12 protein-coding genes and 1 pseudogene are annotated in these 19,751 nt (G+C 69.9%); 10 read left to right on the top strand and 3 right to left on the bottom strand.

Annotated elements, in window-relative coordinates; translation table 11 throughout:
• The first annotated feature begins 5 nt into the window (after nt 1-5).
• Complete coding sequence (locus tag OTB16_RS19245) at nt 6-1,037, top strand: alanine racemase (RefSeq protein WP_267721464.1); 1,032 nt, start codon at nt 6-8, stop codon at nt 1,035-1,037.
• Between the two features lie 11 nt (nt 1,038-1,048).
• Here OTB16_RS19245 and OTB16_RS19240 read toward each other — a convergent pair whose 3' ends face one another.
• Together OTB16_RS19240 and OTB16_RS19235 are read right to left on the bottom strand one after the other, a co-directional pair.
• Nucleotides 1,049-2,509: a glycosyltransferase family 87 protein gene (locus tag OTB16_RS19240; protein WP_267721463.1), complete on the bottom strand. Its 1,461-nt coding sequence runs from the start codon at nt 2,507-2,509 to the stop codon at nt 1,049-1,051.
• An 88-nt stretch (nt 2,510-2,597) separates the two neighbouring features.
• Complete coding sequence (locus OTB16_RS19235) at nt 2,598-5,243, bottom strand: transglycosylase domain-containing protein (RefSeq protein WP_420717742.1); 2,646 nt, start codon at nt 5,241-5,243, stop codon at nt 2,598-2,600.
• A 274-nt stretch (nt 5,244-5,517) separates the two neighbouring features.
• On the opposite strand from OTB16_RS19235, the pseudogene OTB16_RS19230 reads away from it, so the two are divergent.
• The 3 genes and pseudogenes from OTB16_RS19230 to OTB16_RS19220 all read left to right on the top strand — a co-directional run.
• A pseudogene (locus OTB16_RS19230) lies at nt 5,518-6,117 on the top strand (PadR family transcriptional regulator); the annotation flags it as partial.
• Between the two features lie 52 nt (nt 6,118-6,169).
• Nucleotides 6,170-7,252, top strand: a complete 1,083-nt coding sequence (locus tag OTB16_RS19225; RefSeq protein ID WP_267721460.1) for an inositol-3-phosphate synthase — start codon at nt 6,170-6,172, stop codon at nt 7,250-7,252.
• Nucleotides 7,253-7,356: 104 nt separating this feature from the next.
• Entirely contained in the window at nt 7,357-8,625 is a 1,269-nt protein-coding gene (locus OTB16_RS19220) for an MFS transporter (protein ID WP_267721459.1), read from the top strand.
• Nucleotides 8,626-8,694: 69 nt separating this feature from the next.
• Here OTB16_RS19220 and OTB16_RS19215 read toward each other — a convergent pair whose 3' ends face one another.
• Entirely contained in the window at nt 8,695-10,137 is a 1,443-nt protein-coding gene (locus OTB16_RS19215; RefSeq protein ID WP_267721458.1) for a CCA tRNA nucleotidyltransferase, read from the bottom strand.
• 186 nt (nt 10,138-10,323) lie between these two features.
• Between OTB16_RS19215 and OTB16_RS19210 the strand changes: the two genes are divergently transcribed.
• The 6 genes from OTB16_RS19210 (at nt 10,324) to trxB (ending at nt 19,751) form a co-directional block, all read left to right on the top strand.
• Nucleotides 10,324-12,588 (top strand): DUF6049 family protein, encoded by a 2,265-nt coding sequence (locus OTB16_RS19210; protein WP_267721457.1) that lies wholly within the window; start codon nt 10,324-10,326, stop codon nt 12,586-12,588.
• A gap of 46 nt (nt 12,589-12,634) precedes the next feature.
• Nucleotides 12,635-14,809: a murein biosynthesis integral membrane protein MurJ gene (gene murJ, locus OTB16_RS19205; protein WP_267721456.1), complete on the top strand. Its 2,175-nt coding sequence runs from the start codon at nt 12,635-12,637 to the stop codon at nt 14,807-14,809.
• A 117-nt stretch (nt 14,810-14,926) separates the two neighbouring features.
• The gene (locus OTB16_RS19200) at nt 14,927-16,657 is read left to right on the top strand and encodes a protein kinase family protein (protein ID WP_267721455.1); all 1,731 of its coding nucleotides are present in this window, start codon (nt 14,927-14,929) and stop codon (nt 16,655-16,657) included.
• 375 nt (nt 16,658-17,032) lie between these two features.
• Nucleotides 17,033-17,734 carry an RNA polymerase sigma factor SigM gene (gene sigM, locus OTB16_RS19195; RefSeq protein ID WP_267721454.1) on the top strand — a complete coding sequence of 234 codons (702 nt, stop codon included), beginning with the start codon at nt 17,033-17,035 and terminating at the stop codon, nt 17,732-17,734.
• Nucleotides 17,731-18,672 (top strand): zf-HC2 domain-containing protein, encoded by a 942-nt coding sequence (locus OTB16_RS19190; RefSeq protein WP_267721453.1) that lies wholly within the window; start codon nt 17,731-17,733, stop codon nt 18,670-18,672. Before sigM ends, OTB16_RS19190 begins: the two co-directional genes overlap by 4 nt.
• 119 nt (nt 18,673-18,791) lie before the next feature.
• The gene (trxB, locus tag OTB16_RS19185) at nt 18,792-19,751 is read left to right on the top strand and encodes a thioredoxin-disulfide reductase (RefSeq protein ID WP_267721452.1); all 960 of its coding nucleotides are present in this window, start codon (nt 18,792-18,794) and stop codon (nt 19,749-19,751) included.

Here is a 19,751-nt window from a genome sequence, read left to right as displayed (position 1 = left end):
CGGGCATGGCGCTCACGCTCTACGTCGACACCGCGCGCTGGCGTGCGCACCAGAAGCAGATCCAGGACCAGTTCCCCGGGATGATCCCGGTCTGCAAGGGCAACGGCTACGGCTTCGGCCACGAAAGGCTGTGCGAGGAGGCGACCCGGATGGGCGCCGACGTGCTGGCCGTCGGGACGACGTACGAGGCCGCCAGCATCAAGGACTGGTTCGGGGGCGACCTGCTGGTCCTCACCCCGTTCCGACGGGGCGAGGACCCCGTTCCGCTGCCGGACCGGGTCATCCGCTCGGTGTCCTCGCTGGACGGCGTCCGCGGTCTCGTCGGCGCCCGGGTGGTCATCGAGTGCATGAGCTCGATGCGCCGCCACGGCATCTCCGAGCAGGACCTCGGCCAGTTGCACGCGGCCATCGAGGACGTCCGGCTGGAGGGCTTCGCCCTGCACCTGCCGCTGGACCGCCCGGACGGCTCGGACGCCGTCGAGGAGGTCATCGGCTGGATGGACCGGCTGCGCGCGGCCCGGCTGCCGCTGCACACCATGTTCGTCAGCCACCTGCGGGCCCCGGAGCTGACACGGCTCCGGCAGCAGTTCCCGCAGACCCGCTTCCGGGCCCGTATCGGCACCCGGCTCTGGCTGGGTGACCACGAGGCGACCGAGTACCGCGGCGCGGTACTCGACGTCACGCGCGTCTCCAAGGGCGACCGGTTCGGCTACCGCCAGCAGAAGGCCGCCTCGGACGGCTGGCTGGTCGTCGTCGCCGGAGGTACCTCGCACGGCGTTGGCCTGGAGGCCCCCAAGGCCCTGCACGGCGTGATGCCGCGGGCCAAGGGCGTCGCCCGGGCGGGCCTGGCGACCGTCAACCGGAACCTGTCACCGTTCGTGTGGGCCGGAAAGCAGCGATGGTTCGCCGAGCCGCCGCACATGCAGGTGTCGATCCTCTTCGTACCCTCGGACGCCACCGAGCCGAAGGTCGGCGACGAGCTGGTGGCGCACCTGCGCCACACCACCACGCAGTTCGACCGGGTGCTCGACGCCTGAGTTCCGCCCGGTCACTTCTCGGGGTGCACGCCCCAGCCGACCTGCTGTCCCTCCGAGGGCGCCGCGTACCGCGGCGCCCTCGTCGCGTCCGACAGCACGAAGACGTCCTCGGCGCGGTCCAGGACGCCGCCTGAGGGGTCGTCCGAGCCCTCCCGGCGTACGACGTCCCGCTCGGGCAGCAGGATGTCCCGTACGACGATCCCGCACAGGTACAGCGTGGCCAGCAGGTGGGCCGCGATGGCCAGCTGGTAGCCCTCCACGGGCAGGCCCTGGTGCTTGTCGCCGCTGCTCGTGTAGGCGAGGTAGAACCAGATCCCGAGGAAGTAGGCGACCTCGCCGGCCTGCCAGATCAGGAAGTCCCGCCAGCGCGGCCGGGCGAGCGCGGCGAGCGGGATCAGCCACAGCACGTACTGCGGCGAGTAGACCTTGTTGGCCAGGATGAAGGCCGCGACGACCAGGAAGGCCAGCTGTGCGAAACGGGGCCGCCGGGGCGCGCACAGCGTGAGCAGCCCGATCGCGCCGCACAGCAGGAGCGTCAGCACGGTGGCGTACGTGTTGGCGCCGTCGAGGGGGTTGCCCGAGCGCTGGGAGATCAGCAGCCACACGGAGCCGAAGTCGATCGGGCGTTCCTGGCTGAAGGTGTAGAACTTCGACCAGCCGTCCCAGGCGAACAGCATCACCGGCAGGTTCACCACGAGCCAGGCCCCGGCCGCGCCGAGGACGGCGCCGCCGAACGCGCGCCACTTCCCGGCCCGCCAGCAGAGTACGAAGAGCACCCCGAGAAGCAGGACGGGGTAGAGCTTGGCAGCGGTGGCAAGGCCGATGAGGACGCCGAAGAGCACCGTCCGGCCACGGGACCACGCGAGCATCCCGGCGGCGGTCAGGGCGATGGCCAGCAGGTCCCAATTGATCGTCGCCGTGAGCGCGAAGGCGGGTGCGAGGGCGAAGAGCAGGGCGTCCCAGGGCCGGCGCCGGTGGGTGCGGGCGACGCAGACGGCGATCACCGCGGCGCAGGCCATCAGCATGCCCGCGTTGACCATCCAGTACATCTGCTCGCGGTGCTGCATGGAGCCGCTGCCCGGGGTCAGCCAGGAGGCGATCTCCATGAAGAGACCGGTGAGCACCGGATACTCCAGGTACTCCATGTCGCCGGGGAGCCGGTCGAAGTACGGCGTCAGGTTGTCGGCGAAGCCGCGCACGGCGTAGAGGTGCGGGATGTCGGAGTAGCAGGCGTGCGTGTACTGCGAGCCCGCCCCCCGGAACCACGCCCAGTCGTAGCAGGGCAGCTTCTGCACCATCCCGAGGGCGAACATGCCGATGGCGAGGAGCGCCACGACGCGGACCGGTCCCAGCCAGTGACCGCCCAGCCGGGCGTAGCGGCCGAGCGGGCCGCCGATGAGCTCGCTGCCGGCCGCGGCGACCTCGTCCTGCTGGGTGGGCAGTACGGGGAGGTCCTCTTGCACCTTCGTCATGCGCTCATCCTGCCGTACGGGGCCGGACACGGGGGAAGGCCGCCGCACGGGGTGCGACGGCCTTCCGGGTCCGGCTCGGGCGGCAGGGTCAGCCGTCCGGACTACCGGTGGGCCATCCGCCGGTGACGCCGCCAGGGCGGCCCGGCCGGCTGCTGTTCGACGGGGATGGCTCGCCGGTGGCACCGCCGTCGTTCCCGCCGTCCGCTCCGCCGATGACGCCGCCGTTGTTGGCGCCTCCGTTGTTGGCTCCCCCGTTGTTGGCGCCTCCGTTGGCCCCCCCGGCCGCCGTGCTCGGGTCGCAGAACAGGTCCCCCGGCTTGCAGGAGGGCTTCCCGCCCTTGGACGGTGTCGGGGACGGCGTCGGGGAGGGGCTGGAGGGGGACGGCGAGGGGGGTGTGGACGGGGTGGGAACCGCCGACGGCGTCGGTGACGGCGCGCCCGAGGAGTCCGCCTTGACGCCGATGGCCTCGGCCTCGGGGAAGTCCTTGACCGGCACGTCCTTCAGGGCCTCGCGCATGTACTCGGTCCAGATGACGGCGGGGATGTCACCACCGTGGATGGAGTCGGTACCGCCCACGCCGTTCATGGACAGCAGCTTCTTGTCCGCGGAGTTCGGGTCCGTGCGGAAGAGGGCCACGGAGGTGGACAGCTCCGGGGTGTAGCCGACGAACCACGCCGACTTGTTCTGGTCGGTGGTGCCGGTCTTGCCCGCGGCGGGCCTGCCCAGCTTCTTGACCTTGGTGCCGGTGCCGTTCTTGACCACGTTCTCGAGGACCTTGGTGACGTTGTCGGCGACATCGCTGTCCATGGCCCGCTGTTCCTTGGGCGCCTCGAATCCGGACAGCGGCTGACCGTCCTTCGACACCTCGCTCACGGAGTACGGCTCGCGGTGCGTGCCGGAGGCCGCGAAGGTGGCGTAGGAGTCGGCCATGCGGATGGCGCTCGGGGTGGAGGTGCCGAGGGCGAAGGACGCGTTGTTGTTCTTGTCCATCGAGTCCTCGAGGATGCCCGTGGACTTGGCCATCTCGCGGACCTTGGTGTGCCCGACGTCGAAGACGAGCTGGGCGAACGGCACGTTGATGGACTTCTCCATCGCCTCGTTGAGGGTGACGTAGCCGAAGGCGGTCGGGCTCTCGTTCTTCTGCCGGAACGGCTTGCCGTCGGCGGCGAGCAGCGGCTTGCCCTGGCGGTTCTTGATCACCGTCAGGTCGTCGGCCATGTACTTGCTGTCGACCGAGACGCCCTCGCCGTTCGAGTTCTGGGTGCCGTGCTTCATCGCGGCGGCCAGGACGTACGGCTTCCAGGTCGAGCCGACCGGGACGCCGATGGTGTTGGCGTTGTTGCTGAAGTACTTCTGGTCCCAGCCCGGGCCGCCGTACAGGGCCACGATCGCGCCGGACTTCACGTCGACGGAGGCGGCGCCGAACTGCACGAAGGTGTCCAGATCGGGGCGCTTCTTCTCGTCGAGGAAGTCGTTGCGGGTGTCTTCCACGGCCTTGACCAGGGCATCCACCTTCGGCTTCTGGAAGGTGGTCTTGATCCGGTAGCCGCCCAGCGCCATCTTCTCGGCGCTGATGTCCTTGGTCTTCATCACGTACTGCTTGGCGGTCTCGACCATGTAGCCGATCTGGCCGGACATGCCGCGGGCCTGCGCCGACTCGACACGGGCGGGGAAGTCCTCGGGCTTGTACTTCGCCCGCTCCTCCTTGGACATCCGGCCGACCTGGACCTGGCGGTCGAGCACCCAGGACCAGCGCTGCTTCGCCCGCTGGGTGTTGGCCTCGGGCGTGGCCGAGGCGCCGATGCCGCCGTCCGGGTTGTACAGGTTGGGGCCTTTGAGGACCGAGGCCAGGAAGGCGGACTCGGAGGGGTTCAGGTCCTTGGAGTCCTTGCCGAAGTAGGCACGGGCCGCGGCCTGGATGCCGTAGGCGTCCCGGCCGTAGTACGCGGTGTTCAGGTAGCCCGCGAGGACCTTGTCCTTCTCCTCGGTGACACCGAGCCTGATCGAGATGAAGAGCTCGGTGACCTTCCGCTTGAGCGTCTGCTCGGAGTCCAGGAAGTTGTTCTTCACGTACTGCTGGGTGATGGTCGAGCCACCCTGCGTGGAACCGCCCTTGGCCATGTTCCACACGGCGCGGACGATGCCCATGGGGTCGACGCCCTTGTCCGAGTCGAAGGACTCGTTCTCCGCGGCGATCACGGCGTTCTGCATCGACAGGGGGATCTGGTCGATGCCCACGATCTGCCGGTTCATGGATCCGCCGGTGGCCACCATCTGGGTGTCGTCGGCCCAGAGGAAGACGTTGTTCTGGGCTTCGGCCGTCTTGTTGGGGTCGGGCGTGCCCACCATGGCGATGCCGATGCCGGCTCCGGCCACGATGACCGCGAAGAAGCCCAGCACCGTACCGCTGACGAGCTTCCAGGAGGGCACGAAGCGCTTCCAGCCGGCCCGGTCGGAGCGAGGGTAGTTGATGAGCCGCTTGTCAGGCCGGCCGGCGCCGCGCGCCGCGGCTCCGCCGCCCCGGCCGCGACCCCCGGAACCTCTCTGGGCGGCCCGGCGCGCGTCTGCACGGCTGCCCTGGGAGGGCTGTTCTGCGTACGGGCCGCTGGGCGACGCGGTGGGCACGCCACGTCCGGCCTCGGCGCCCCGTCCCGGGCGCTGCGGGGCAGCCCGGCGGGACGAGGCGCGTCCACCGCCCTGGGGCTGCGGCGGTTTGCGGCGATGCTCGCTCATCGAACGACTACTCCTCGGGCAGGCGAGTGGCCTGGAAGCGGCGGGTGAATTCCGGTTCCCCCGGTGTCATGGCCCACAGACTACGCACGCTCAAAACCCGAACAGTGCCGAAGTTCACCCCAAATCAGGCAACTTACCTCGCACGAATTCATGATGTGACGCCGGTCACCATGTCGCCCCTTGTCGCCAGAGGCTGCTCGATCTATCGTCTGGATGTATCGAGTCGATACATCAGCTCGACATACAGACTCAGAGTCGGAGGAGGGGCAGGCGGATGAGCAGGCGCTCAGGCATCCTGGAATTCGCCGTCCTCGGCCTGCTTCGCGAATCCCCCATGCACGGCTACGAGCTGCGCAAGCGGCTCAACACCTCGCTGGGGGTGTTCCGGGCGTTCAGCTACGGGACGCTCTATCCCTGCCTCAAGACGCTGGTCACCAACGGCTGGTTGATCGAGGAACCGGGCAACGCTCCGGAAGACGCTCTCGCCGCTTCACTCGCAGGGCGCCGCGCCAAGATCGTCTACCGGTTGACGGCCGCGGGCAAGGAGCGCTTCGAGGAGCTGCTCTCCCACACGGGGCCCGACACCTGGGAGGACGAGTCCTTCGCCGCCCGCTTCGCCTTCTTCGGTCAAACCGAGCGAGAAGTGCGCATGCGGGTACTGGAGGGCCGCCGCAGCCGGCTTGAGGAGCGCCTGGAGAAGATGCGCGCCTCTCTCGCCCGCACACGGGAACGCCTCGACGACTACACGCTGGAGCTGCAACGGCACGGCATGGAGTCGGTGGAGCGCGAAGTGCGCTGGCTGAACGAGCTCATCGAGAGCGAGCGGGCGGGACGGGACCAGAGAAGTCCCGGTCCGTCCGACGAAACTGCAAAATGAGGCCTGCATCTCGCAGGCCTCGTCCGAGAACAAACAGGGAGCAACCGGAATGGGTTCGGTTCGCGTAGCCATCGTCGGCGTAGGCAACTGCGCCGCCTCGCTGGTGCAGGGCGTCGAGTACTACAAGGACGCCGACCCGGCGGCCAAGGTCCCCGGTCTGATGCACGTCCAGTTCGGCGACTACCACGTGCGTGACATCGAGTTCGTCGCCGCGTTCGATGTCGACGCGAAGAAGGTCGGCCTCGACCTTTCGGACGCCATCGGCGCCAGCGAGAACAACACCATCAAGATCTGCGACGTCCCGAACGCCGGTGTGACCGTTCAGCGCGGCCACACCCTGGACGGCCTGGGCAAGTACTACCGCATGACGATCGAGGAGTCCGCCGAGACTCCGGTCGACGTGGTCCAGATCCTCAAGGACCGCCAGGTCGACGTCCTCATCTGCTACCTGCCCGTCGGCTCCGAGAACGCGGCGAAGTTTTACGCGCAGTGCGCCATCGACGCCAAGGTCGCCTTCGTCAACGCCCTCCCGGTCTTCATCGCCGGCACCAAGGAGTGGGCTGACAAGTTCACCGAGGCCGGTGTCCCGATCATCGGCGACGACATCAAGTCCCAGGTCGGCGCCACCATCACGCACCGCGTGATGGCGAAGCTGTTCGAGGACCGCGGTGTCCGTCTTGAGCGCACCATGCAGCTCAACGTCGGCGGCAACATGGACTTCAAGAACATGCTCGAGCGCGACCGCCTCGAGTCGAAGAAGATCTCCAAGACGCAGGCCGTCACCTCGCAGATCCCCGACCGGGATCTCGGCGAGAACAACGTCCACATCGGCCCGTCCGACTACGTCGCGTGGCTCGACGACCGCAAGTGGGCGTACGTCCGCCTCGAGGGCCGCGCCTTCGGCGACGTTCCGCTGAACCTCGAGTACAAGCTCGAGGTGTGGGACTCCCCGAACTCTGCCGGTGTCATCATCGACGCCCTGCGCGCCGCGAAGATCGCGAAGGACCGCGGTATCGGTGGCCCGATCCTGTCGGCTTCCAGCTACTTCATGAAGTCCCCGCCGGTCCAGTACTTCGACGACGAGGCCTACGCCAGCGTCGAGAAGTTCATCAAGGGCGAGGTCGAGCGCTAGTCGAGCCCAAGGGTCCTCCGGACACCTGGACTTAGGCTGTTCTTCCGCGGAGGGTCCCCGGGCAATGTGCCCGGGGACCCTCCGCGTATGTGACCCTTGCCCTCATGCCTGTCGTACGTGATCTGCGCGTACTCCTGCGCCTGAGGGACTTCCGCAACCTGCTCGCCGTACGGCTTTTCTCCCAGTCGGCGGACGGCGTCTACCAGGTCGCACTCGCCGCCTACGTGGTCTTCTCCCCGGAGAAGCAGACCTCGCCGGCCGCCATCGCATCGGCGATGGCCGTGCTGCTGCTCCCCTACTCGGTCATCGGGCCCTTCGCCGGGGTCCTCCTCGACCATTGGCGCCGCCGCCAGGTCTTCCTCTACGGCAACCTGCTCCGCGCCTTCCTGGCCTGCGTCACCGGGATGCTGATCGTCGCGCACGTGCCCGACTGGCTCTTCTACGCCTCGGCCCTGTCGGTGACGGCCGTCAACCGCTTCGTGCTGGCCGGGCTGGCCGCGTCCCTGCCCCACGTCGTCGGTCCCGACCAGCTGGTCACGGCCAACGCCCTCTCGCCCACCGCCGGAACGCTCGCCGCGGTCGCGGGCGGGGGGCTGGCCTTCCTCGTCCGGGTGCTGGCCGCCGACTCCGACGCCCTCGTCGTGCTCCTCGGAGCCGGCCTCTACCTGTGTGCGGCACTGGTCTCCCTGCGCCTCGCCGTCGGCCTCCTGGGGCCCGACCACCCTCCCGGCCGGCTCCGCCCCTCGGTCGCCGAGGGAATCGTCCTCACCGTGCGCGGCATGGCCGACGGCCTGCGGCACCTGGCCTCCCGGCGCGAAGCCGCCCAGGCGCTCGCCGCCATGACCCTGATGCGGTTCTGCTACGGGGCCCTGTTCGTCATGCTGCTCATGCTGTGCCGCTACTCCTGGTCGGACAACGAGTCCGACGGCCTGGCCCTGCTCGGCGTCGCCATCGGCGTCTCGGGGGCCGGATTTTTCGCAGCCGCACTCGTCACCCCGTGGCTGGTGGGCCGGCTCGGCACCCGCGGGGCGATCACCGTCTGCGCCGCGGGCGCCGCGGTGCTGGTCCCGGCACTCGGCCTATTCTTCACCCCCGGCCCGATGCTGGCCGCGGCGTTCGTCCTGGGTCTCGCCACCCAGGGCGCCAAGATCTCCACCGACACGGTCGTGCAGTCCCAGGTGGACGACGCCTACCGTGGCCGCGTCTTCGCCGTCTACGACGTGCTGTTCAACGTCGCGTTCGTCGGAGCGGCGGCGGTGGCCTCTCTGATGCTCCCCGTCGACGGGCGCTCCGTGACCTTGATCCTCAGCGTGGCCGCCCTGTACGCCGCGACAGCGGTCCTACTGGAACGGCGGGGGCGACGTTTCACGTGAAACGTCGTCCCCGCCGGCCCCCGCACGCGTCGCTGTTTCACGTGAAACAGCAGCAGGGGCTGTCCTGCCTCAGGCCTGTGAGGCCCACCACTCCTTGAGCGCGGCGACGGCCGCCTCGCGCTCCATCGGGCCGTTCTCGAGGCGCAGCTCCATCAGGAACGCGTACGCCTGGCCGATGACCGGGCCCGGGCCGATGTCCAGCACCTGCATGATCTCGTTGCCGTCCAGGTCGGGCCGGATCGCGTCCAGCTGCTCCTGCTCCTGCAGCTGTGCGATGCGCTCCTCCAGTCCGTCGTAGGTCCGGGAGAGGGCGTTGGCCTTCCGCTTGTTCCGCGTGGTGCAGTCGGACCGGGTCAGCTTGTGGAGACGCTCCAGCAGCGGCCCCGCGTCGCGGACGTAGCGCCGCACCGCCGAGTCGGTCCATTCCCCGTCTCCGTAGCCGTGGAAGCGCAGGTGCAGCTCCACCAGCCGGGACACGTCCTTGATCATGTCGTTGGAGTACTTCAGCGCCGTGAGGCGCTTCTTGGTCATCTTCGCGCCCACCACCTCGTGGTGGTGGAAGGAGACCCGGCCGTCGCTCTCGAAGCGGCGGGTGCGGGGCTTGCCGATGTCGTGCAGCAGGGCAGCAAGCCGCAGCACGAGGTCCGGTCCGTCCTCCTCCAGGGCGATCGCCTGTTCCAGCACGATCAACGAGTGGTCGTAGACGTCCTTGTGCCGGTGGTGTTCGTCACTCTCCAGCCGCAGCGCGGGCAGCTCGGGCAGCACCCGGTCCGCCAGCCCGGTGTCCACGAGCAGACCCAGGCCCTTTCGCGGATGGGTGGCGAGGATCAGTTTGTTCAGCTCGCCCTGCACCCGCTCCGCCGAGACGATCTCGATCCGGTCGGACATGGCCTTCATCGCCGCCACGACATCCGGGGCGACCTCGAAGTCCAGCTGCGCCGCGAACCGGGCCGCCCGCAGCATGCGCAGCGGGTCGTCGGAGAAGGAGTCCTCGGGGGTGCCGGGCGTGCGGAGGACTCCCGCGGCCAGGTCCTCCAGGCCGCCGTGCGGGTCGATGAACTCCTGTTCCGGCAGGGCCAGAGCCATGGCATTGACCGTGAAGTCGCGCCTGACCAGGTCTTCCTCGATGGAGTCGCCGTAGGAGACCTCCGGCTTGCGGGACGTGCGGTCGTACGCCTCCGAGCGGTAGGTGGTCACCTCGATCTGGAAGCCGTCCTTCTGCGACCCGACGGTGCCGAAGGCGATGCCGACGTCCCACACGGAGTCGGCCCAAGGCCGGACGATCTTCAGCACGTCCTCGGGGCGGGCATCGGTGGTGAAGTCGAGATCGTTGCCGAGACGCTCCAGCAGCGCGTCGCGGACGGACCCGCCGACCAGGGCGAGGCGGAAGCCCGCCTGCTGGAAACGGCGGCCGAGCTCGTCGGCGACAGGGGCGATCCGCAGCAGTTCGCTCACCGCGCGGCGCTGCACCTGACTCAGGGCACTGGGGTTGTCTTCGTTGGCTTTCGGCACAACAGAAAAGGGTACGTGGCCTGCCCGGCCCGGGCTTCCCCGTTTTGTGGCCACCCCGGTACACAACCGCCCCGGGACGGAGCCGATCATGTGGAGCAAGACGCGGCACTCGCGCACAGCGGGTCTCGTTACCATCAGTGGACGCACAGACGACGACCACAGACACTTCGAGGAACGGGCTAACGCGTGGCCGAGGCGGCAGAGATCCAGGGGGCGTCCCCCGCCCCTGTCCGGCGCCGATGGCTGCGACGGGCGGTTGTCCTGCTCGCGGGAACGCCCGTGCTGGCCGCTCTGGTCTACTCACCCGCCCCCGAGGCCCAGGCGGCCCCGGGACCCTCGGTCGATGTCCAGCTGACGTCCATGGCCCCCGCGGCCCCGGTCAAGGGCGACAACCTCACCATCTCCGGCACCGTGGTCAACAACGGCTCCGACACGATCACCGACGCCCACGTGGGGCTGCGGGTCGGGCCCGCACTGGCTGACCGGGCCTCCATCGACGACGTGGCGGACCGCAGCGGTTTCCGGGCCGGCACGGACCCGGGCGAGATCGACCCGGCCTACGCCGTGAAGATCCCCTCGCTGCCCTCGAAGGCGGGCCAGGACTTCACCCTCACGGTCCCGGTGAACAAGCTGGAGCTGGACAAGGACGGCGTCTACCAGCTCGGTGTCTCGCTGTCCGGGGCGACCGACCGGCGGCCCTCCGAACAGGTGCTCGGCATCAAGCGGACCTTCCTGCCCTGGCAGCCGGATGCCGCCGCCAAGCGCTCCAGCCTGACCTTCGCGTGGCCGCTGATCGCCCATACCCGGGTGACCGCGGAGACCGGCTCCGACGAGCTGCAGACCCCCGTCTTCCTCGACGACTCGCTCGCCGCCGAGCTGGAGCCCGGTGGCCGCCTGGGCCAGATGGTCGCCCTCGGCAAGGACCTCCCCGTCACCTGGGTGATCGACCCCGATCTGCTCTTCACGGTCGACGCGATGACCAAGGGCTACCGGGTCCGCGGTCCCGACGGGAAGACCGTCCAGGGCAAGAAGAAGGCCGTCGCCGAGCAGTGGCTGAGCGCGCTGGAAGCCGCCGTCCAGGGTAAGAAGGTCGTCGCGCTGCCCTTCGCCGACCCCGACCTCGCCTCCCTGGCCCACCAGGGCAAGGACGTGTCGGGGACCCTGGGCCAGCTCCGGCCCGCCACCGACAAGGCGAAGGACGCCGTCGAGACCGTCCTGCACGTTCCGGCCTCCACCGATTTCTCCTGGCCCGTGAACGGCGCCATCGACCCGTCGATCGTCAACGTCGCCACCTCGGCCGGCGCCCACAACGTCCTCACCCGCAGCGACAGCCTCACGGAGACCGGGGCCCTCGGCTACACCCCCTCCGCCGCCCGGCCCATCGGCGCGGGCACCACGGCGGTCGTGGCGGACGAGGAGCTCTCCACCGCCTTCGAAGGCGACATGCTGCGGGCTGAGAACTCCACGCTCGCCGTGCAGCGGTTCCTCGCCCAGAGCCTGGCCCTCAACCTGCAGAAGACCGACGAGCAGCGCAGCTTCGTCGTCGCCCCGCAGCGGATGCCGTCCGCCAGCCAGGCGAACTCCATGGCCCTCGCCCTGCGCAGCCTCCAGGCGGGCCGCTGGACCCAGCCCGGCGACCTCGAGTCCGCCGCCGCGGCCAAGCCCGACCCCGGCGCCGCCACCCAGGTACCGGGCGCGGGGGAGTACCCGGAGGCCCTGCGCAAGCAGGAGCTGCCGGTGTCGGCGTTCGAGAAGATCCGCACCACGCAGAACACCCTCGACCACTTCAAGGTCATCCTCGCCGCGCCCGACCGCGTGGAGATTCCGTTCGGCAACACCACCAACCGTGAGATGTCCACCTCGTGGCGCGGACGCCCGGAGGAGGCCCGGCTCTACCGGGACCAGGCGCAGGAGTACCTGATCGGCCTGACGGAGAAGGTCAAGGTCATCCCCAAGTCCGACGCCACCCTGTCCGGCCACAGCGCCACCATCCCGGTCAGCGTCCAGAACAGCCTCGTGCAGGACGTCCACAACCTGGTCCTGCGGGTGAAGTCGGCGAACCCGACCCGCCTGATGTTCGGCGACGGGGGCCAGGACGAGCAGGAGGTCACGGTCCAGGGCGGGCACAGCCAGACCGTAAAGTTCATCGCGAACGCCACGGCGAGCGGCCCGGTCGAGGTCACCGCTCAGCTCTTCACCACGGACGGCGTCCCCTACGGCAAGGCACGCACCTTCACCGTCGAGGCCACCGAAATCACTCCCACCGTCATGCTCGTCATCGCCGGCGGTGTGCTCCTCCTCGTCCTGGCGGGCATCAAGATGTACGCCAGCCGCAAGCGCGTCGCGGCACGCGCGGCCGCCGAGGAGAGCACGCAGCCGAGTGACGAGTCCACGGACACCGGACCGCAAAGCACCGACGTGTCCGGCACGGGTGAGACAGTGGACCGTTGAGCGACGCCGTGGCCGGTCGGCCTGGGGACGATGAGGTGGGGTTTCGATGAACGCGCCGTACGACGGTGACCGCGCGCAGGGCACTGGTGGGCCCGCGCCCAGCCAGGGCACTGCCCCGGGCACCCCGGTGCCCGGGCAGGTTCCCGCGCCCGCGCCCGCACCTGATCACGACCCGTATGTCCAGGGAGCCTACGACTACGACCCGTACCGGTCGCAGGACCTGTCGGCCCAGGACCCCGTCGCCGAGGTCCTCTACGACCGGGCCTCGCACCCCCCGCCGCCGCCCGGCACCTTCCAGGAGCCCGGCCCGCTCTACGCGGCCCCATCCGCACCCTCGTACTCCCCCGACCCACGCGTCTGGGCCCAGACGCCGCCGCCCGAGCCGGACGGCCCGTCGAGGCACCTCCCGTACGGAGATCACGCGACCACCACCCAGTTCGTGGGCGTGGACTCACTCGTGACCAAGGCCGCCGACCAGCAGCCCGCACCGGACGCCTTCGCGCACCTCTACAGGGACCAGGAGGCCGCCCCCCGCACCCCCGCGGAGGAGGCTCCCGTGGCGGCCCCGGCGCCCGCCAAGCCGGCCGGGCGGGCGTCCAGCCTGCTCAAGTCCAGCGCGCTGATGGCCGCCGGCACGATCGTCTCCCGCATCACCGGGTTCCTGCGGACCCTGGTCATCGCCGGTGCCATCGGCGTCGGCACCTTCAACGACACGTACCAGATCGCCAACACCCTGCCCACGATGATCTACGTGCTGGTCGGCGGCGGCGCGCTCAACGCGGTCTTCATCCCCCAGCTCGTCCGGGCCATGAAGAACGACAGCGACGGCGGACAGGCGTACGCCAACCGGCTGCTGACGCTCGTCGTGGTGCTGCTCGCCGCGATCACCACCGTCTGCGTGCTGGCCGCACCCGTGTTCATCACGATGATGTCGCCGAAGATCGCCTCCGACCCCCAGCAGATGGACGTCGCGGTCGCCTTCGCCCGCTACTGCCTGCCCACCATGTTCTTCATGGGCGTCCACGTGGTCCTCGGTCAGATCCTGAACGCCCGGGGCCGGTTCGGCGCGATGATGTGGACCCCGGTCCTCAACAACATCGTCGTCATCGCCACCTTCGGCGCCTTCATCTGGGCGTTCGGCGGCTTCACCACTTCCGGCGTCAACGCCACCACCGTCACCGCAGACGGCGTGCGCCTGCTGGGCCTGGGCACCCTGCTGGGCCTGACCGTCCAGGCCCTCGCGATGCTGCCGTACCTGCGCGACGCCGGATTCACCCCCCGCCTGCGCTTCGACTGGAAGGGCCACGGACTCGGCAAGGCCGCCCGCCTGGCCAAGTGGACGTTCTTCTTCGTCCTCGCCAACCAGGTCGGCCTCGTCGTCGTGACCCAGCTCGCCACCTGGGCCGGCTCGGTCGCGGAGAAGCAGGGCCACCCCGGTACGGGCATCACCGCCTACAACTACGCGCTGCTGCTCTGGCAGATGCCGCAGGCCATCATCACCGTCTCCGTCATGACGGCCGTCCTCCCCCGCATCTCCCGCTCGGCCCACGACGGCGACGCCGCGGCCGTGCGCGACGACATCTCGTACGGGCTGCGCACCTCCGCCGTCGCGATCGTGCCCTGCGCCTTCGCGTTCCTCGCGCTCGGCGTCCCCATGGCGACCCTGCTCTACGCGGGCTCCGGCTCCGGCGCCCAGAACATCGGCTACGTCCTGATGGCCTTCGGCCTCGGACTGATCCCGTACTCCGTCCAGTACGTCGTCCTGCGCGGCTTCTACGCCTACGAGGACACCCGGACGCCCTTCTACAACACGGTCATCGTGGCCGCCGTCAACGCGGCGGGTTCCGTGGCCTCCTTCTTCGTCCTCCCCGCGCGCTGGGCCGTCGTCGGCATGGCCGCCGCCTACGGCCTCGGCTACGCCGTCGGCGTCGGCGTAGCCTGGCGCCGGCTGCGCAACCGGCTCGGCGGCGACCTCGACGGCGCCCACGTCATGCGTACCTACGCCCGCCTCACCGGCGCGTGCGTCCCCGCCGCCGCGGTGGCGGGGGCCGTCGCCTACGGAGTCACCCAGTGGCTCGGCAGCGGCGTCATCGGCTCGGCCGCCGCCCTGGTCGCCGGCGGAATCGCCCTGGCGGCGGTGTTCCTCATCGCCGCCAAGCGGATGCGGATCGAAGAGCTCAACGCGATGGTCGGGATGGTCCGCGGACGTTTGGGGCGCTGATGCGCACAACCGTCGGGCCCCATCGCGTGTCGTGCATAGCGTCGGACTGTGGGCACAATTGGCATGGCTTCGCAGACTGGCCTACAGCGCGCAACGGATGGGGAGGCGGAACCGACGGTGGCGGAACGTAGCACGGCTGCCGTCGACGTGGCCGACAACAGCGGCGAAGAGCCGCTGGCCGCAGGTGCGGCCAAGGCCACGGCCGACGGGGTGGACACCCAGAACGGACGAGCCGCGGACGGACCTGTGCTCGAAAAGGACGGCGACCGGATCAGCGCGGCCCCCGCGGCCGCCCCCGAACTTCACAGCGGCCACAAGCTCGCCAGACGCTACCGCCTCGAGGAATGCGTCACCCGTGTGGACGGATTCAGTAGCTGGCGTGCGATGGACGAGAAGCTGCGCCGGGCCGTGGGCGTCCACTTGCTGCCCGCCGACCACCCTCGGGCCCGCTCCGTGCTGGCAGCGGCCCGTTCCTCGGCCCTCCTCGGCGACCCCCGGTTCGTCCAGGTCCTCGACGCCGTGGAGGAGAACGACCTCGTCTACGTCGTCCACGAGTGGCTGCCCGACGCCACCGAGCTCACCGCCCTGCTGGCCGCCGGCCCGCTGGAGGCCCACGAGGCCTACCAGCTCGTCAGCCAGATCTCCCAGGCGATGACCGCCGCGCACCGCGAAGGCCTCGCCCATCTGCGGCTGACGCCGAGCGCCATACTGCGCACTTCCTCGGGCCAGTACCGCATCCGCGGCCTCGCCGTGAACGCCGCTCTGCGCGGCATCACCAGCGAGACCCCGCAGCGCGCCGACACCGAGGCCATCGGGGCGCTCCTTTACGCCGCCCTGACCCAGCGCTGGCCCTACGAGAACGATGCCTACGGACTCACCGGCCTGCCCAAGGGCGTGGGCCTGATCGCACCCGACCAGGTGCGCGCGGGTGTCCACCGCAGCCTGGGTGAGCTCGCCATGCGCGCGCTCGCCAACGACGGGGCGACCGCCTCCCGCCAGGAACCCGCCTGCACCACCCCGGAGGAACTGGCCAAGGCCGTCGCCGCGATGCCCCGCATCCGGCCGCCGGAGCCCACCTTCACGGCTCCGCCCGAATACCAGCACACGACGTACCAGCAGGGCAGCTACGGCCGGCCCACGCCTTCCGGCGCACCCGCCTCCCCGACGGTCGTGGTCGTCCCTCCGCCCCCGCTGCAGAGCCGTACCGGCCGGGCCCTCAAGTGGGGCGTCGCCGCTCTTCTGATCGCCGCACTCGGACTGGGCAGCTGGCAGCTCGCCGACACGCTTCTGGACCACAGGAGCCCGAGCGACACCGGCACCACCCAGGACGACGAGCCTGACAAGACCGGCGACGACCCGAAGGCCGCACCGGTCCCGCTCCCCGTCAAGGACGCCGCGGAATACTTCCCGGACGGAGTCGCGCAGAACGCCGAGGATGTCGCGAACAGCCACGACAACGACCCCACGTCGTACTGGCGGACCAAGCGCTACAACGACGGTCCCGAGATGGACACCTCCTTCAAGGCGGGCGTCGGCATCGCCTACGACCTGGGCTCCGAGCAGGGCGTCAACGCCGCGTCGATAGCGTTCCAGTTCGGCGGCGACCACACCACGGCCACCCTCTACGCGACCAACAGCCTGTCGTCGGCGACGCCGATCAGTGCCATGCGGAAGATCGCCACTGGCAAGACCTCCGGAAAGAAGCTCGACCTCGCCACCGAGACTCCGGTCAATACGCGCTACGTGGTCCTGTGGATCACCGCCATGCCGAAGTCCGGCGCCTATGAATTCAGCGGGTCCGGCTACAAGCAGGCCATCACGAACGTCTCGTTCTCGCGCCGTTCATAGCGGCCGGAGTATCCGGGAAAGAAATTCGGGGCTGTGGGAGCAGTATTCCCACAGCCCCGCCCCGTAGTGCGCCCGCAGCGGAGCGAGTCCTCTTCCTGGCCCCGTCCTGGACTCCGCCTCCTTGTTCGCGGCGCCGGGCACAGCCGACCGGCGGCGGGTTCCGACCCACCGCCCGAGGGCATGAAGGCGGCGAACGCATTTCCCGGAGGCACCCGTCGATCAGCGGTGCCACAGGGAGAACGGGAATGCATTCGCCTCTTGGCCGACGGGCCGTGGCACCGGACGATCATGACTGAAATGCCCGATTCCCGTCGTTTACTTTCCGTGGCAAACCCGATTCAATACCTGCACGGATCCGACCAGGGGAGGGGAATCATGAGGCCCGCCGCTGACGACCCCCGCTCGGACACCGACCGCGACCTGCTCGCCCGGCACGTGGCCGGCGACCCGGATGCCTTCGGTGAGCTCGTACGGCGTCACCGCGACCGGCTGTGGGCCGTGGCCCTGCGCACCCTCGGCGACCGCGAGGAGGCCGCCGACGCGGTACAGGACGCCCTCGTCTCCGCCTACCGGGCCGCGCACACCTTCCGCGGGGAATCCGCCGTCACGACCTGGCTGCACCGCATCACCGTGAACGCCTGCCTCGACCGCGCACGCAAGGCCGCCTCCCGCAAGACCGCACCCCTGGACGACACGGACCGCCTGGAGCGGCTCCTGGAGCCCCACGAGTCCGCCGAGGCCCCCGCAGAGCGCGAGGACCTCCATCGGCAGCTCCTGGCCGCCCTGGGCACCCTGCCGGCCGAACAGCGGGCCGCACTGGTCCTCGTCGACATGCAGGGCTACCCCGTCGCCGAGGCAGCCCACATCCTCGACGTACCCACTGGGACGGTGAAGAGCCGGTGCGCGCGGGGCCGGGCCAAACTGGTGCCGCTCCTCACTCATCTGCGCACGAATGCCGGGGATAACACCGTCGCCAAGCGGGGAGGGAACCGGACGCCGGGCCCATCCGTCACACCAGCGGCAGAACCCAGGCATCCAGACCCAGACGCTGTGAAGGGCGGAGGTGGACGACCGTGAGCCCCACGAACGGCACGACCAGGCACCCGGACGTCTCGGAGATCTCCGACCTGGCTGAAGGACTTCTCTCTCCCTCGCGCACCACCGAGGTCCGCCGGCATCTCGGCGACTGCTCCCTGTGTGCGGATGTGCGCACTTCCCTGGACGAGATCCGCGGCCTGCTCGGCACCCTCCCCGGCCCCGCCCGGATGCCCGTAGACATCGCCGGACGCATCGACGCCGCCCTCGCCGCCGAGGCACTCCTCGATGCCGCGAAGCCACCGGTCCCCTCCTCCGCCGTGACCCGGACCGACTCCGTGGACGGCGGTGTTCCACGTGAAACACCGACCGGCACGACCCCCGCGACGGGGGCCCGTCGACCCTCCGGTCACCCGGTCGGCTCAAGCGGCCCCGGCCGCCGCCGCGCCCGTCGCCGGATCGCCGTCATCACGGGCCTGGCCGGAGCGGCCGCGTGCGCCCTCGGAATCTTCCTGTTCGCCGATCTGTCGGGCCCGCCCGCACAGAGCACCGCCGCCCGCGGCGACGCGGCGTCCTCGACGGCTCAGGCCCCCGCGGAGGACGGGACCTACACCGTCCAAGGCCTCCCGGACAGCGTCCGCCAGCTCCTGGCCTCCGGCCCGGGCGCCAAGACGGCCCCACAGGAGCAGAACAACACCTACGGGATGGAGAACACCTCTCCGGGCCCCGGGGTCGCGGGCAGCGGTGACCGCGTGGCCGCCACCGTCCCCGCGTGTGTCCAGAACGGCACCGGCCGCCCCGACACTCCGCTCGCAGCCGAGCGCGGCAGCTACCGGGGGGCACCGGTCTACCTCCTGGTCCTCCCGCACCCGGGCGACGCCACCCGCGTCGACGCCTACCTCGTCGAAACCGCCTGCGAGTCCGCCGGACAGACCGCCCCCGGGAAGCTCCTGATGTCGAGCACCTACCCGCGAAACTGACACCGCGGGATCGCGGCACGGCCGGGGAATGCATGCGCCTTAGGATCCGTTGGGTGGGGTGAGAGTCCGCACCGGCCCCCGGTAGGCAAAAGCAGTCCGCAGAGACGAGGAAGAAACCCGTGAGCGACGTTCGAAACGTGATCATCATCGGATCCGGGCCGGCCGGTTACACGGCTGCCCTGTACACCGCACGCGCTTCGCTCAAGCCCCTTGTCTTCGAAGGCGCGGTCACCGCCGGTGGCGCCCTGATGAACACCACCGAGGTGGAGAACTTCCCCGGCTTCCAGGACGGCATCATGGGGCCGGATCTGATGGACAACATGCGCGGCCAGGCCGAGCGCTTCGGCGCCGAACTGGTCCCGGACGACATCGTGTCCGTGGACCTCGCCGGTGAGATCAAGACCGTCACCGACACCGCCGGCACCGTGCACCGCGCCAAGGCCGTCATCGTCACCACCGGTTCGCAGCACCGCAAGCTCGGCCTTCCCAACGAGGACGCGCTCTCCGGACGCGGCGTGTCCTGGTGCGCCACGTGCGACGGGTTCTTCTTCAAGGACCACGACATCGCCGTCGTCGGCGGCGGCGACACCGCGATCGAGGAAGCGACCTTCCTCTCCCGGTTCGCCAAGTCCGTCACGATCGTCCACCGCCGCGACAGCCTGCGCGCCTCGAAGGCCATGCAGGACCGGGCCTTCGCCGACCCTAAGATCAAGTTCGCCTGGGACAGCGAGGTGGCCGAGATCCACGGCGAGCAGAAGCTCTCCGGCCTCACCCTGCGCAACACCAAGACCGGTGAGACCTCCGAGCTGCCCGTGACCGGCCTCTTCATCGCCGTCGGCCACGACCCGCGCACCGAGCTGTTCAAGGACCAGCTGGAGCTCGACGACGAGGGCTACCTCAAGGTCACCGCCCCGTCCACGCGGACGAACGTCACCGGCGTCTTCGGTGCCGGCGACGTCGTGGACCACACTTACCGTCAGGCCATCACGGCCGCCGGCACCGGCTGTTCCGCCGCTCTCGACGCCGAGCGCTTCCTCGCCGCCCTCGCGGACGCCGAGAAGGCGCACGCAACGGTCTGA

The organism is Streptomyces antarcticus (assembly GCF_026627255.1).
Classification (GTDB): Bacteria; Actinomycetota; Actinomycetes; order Streptomycetales; family Streptomycetaceae; genus Streptomyces; species Streptomyces antarcticus.
Note: the sequence above shows the minus strand (reverse complement) of the source record. Positions and strands in the feature narration are given on the sequence as shown.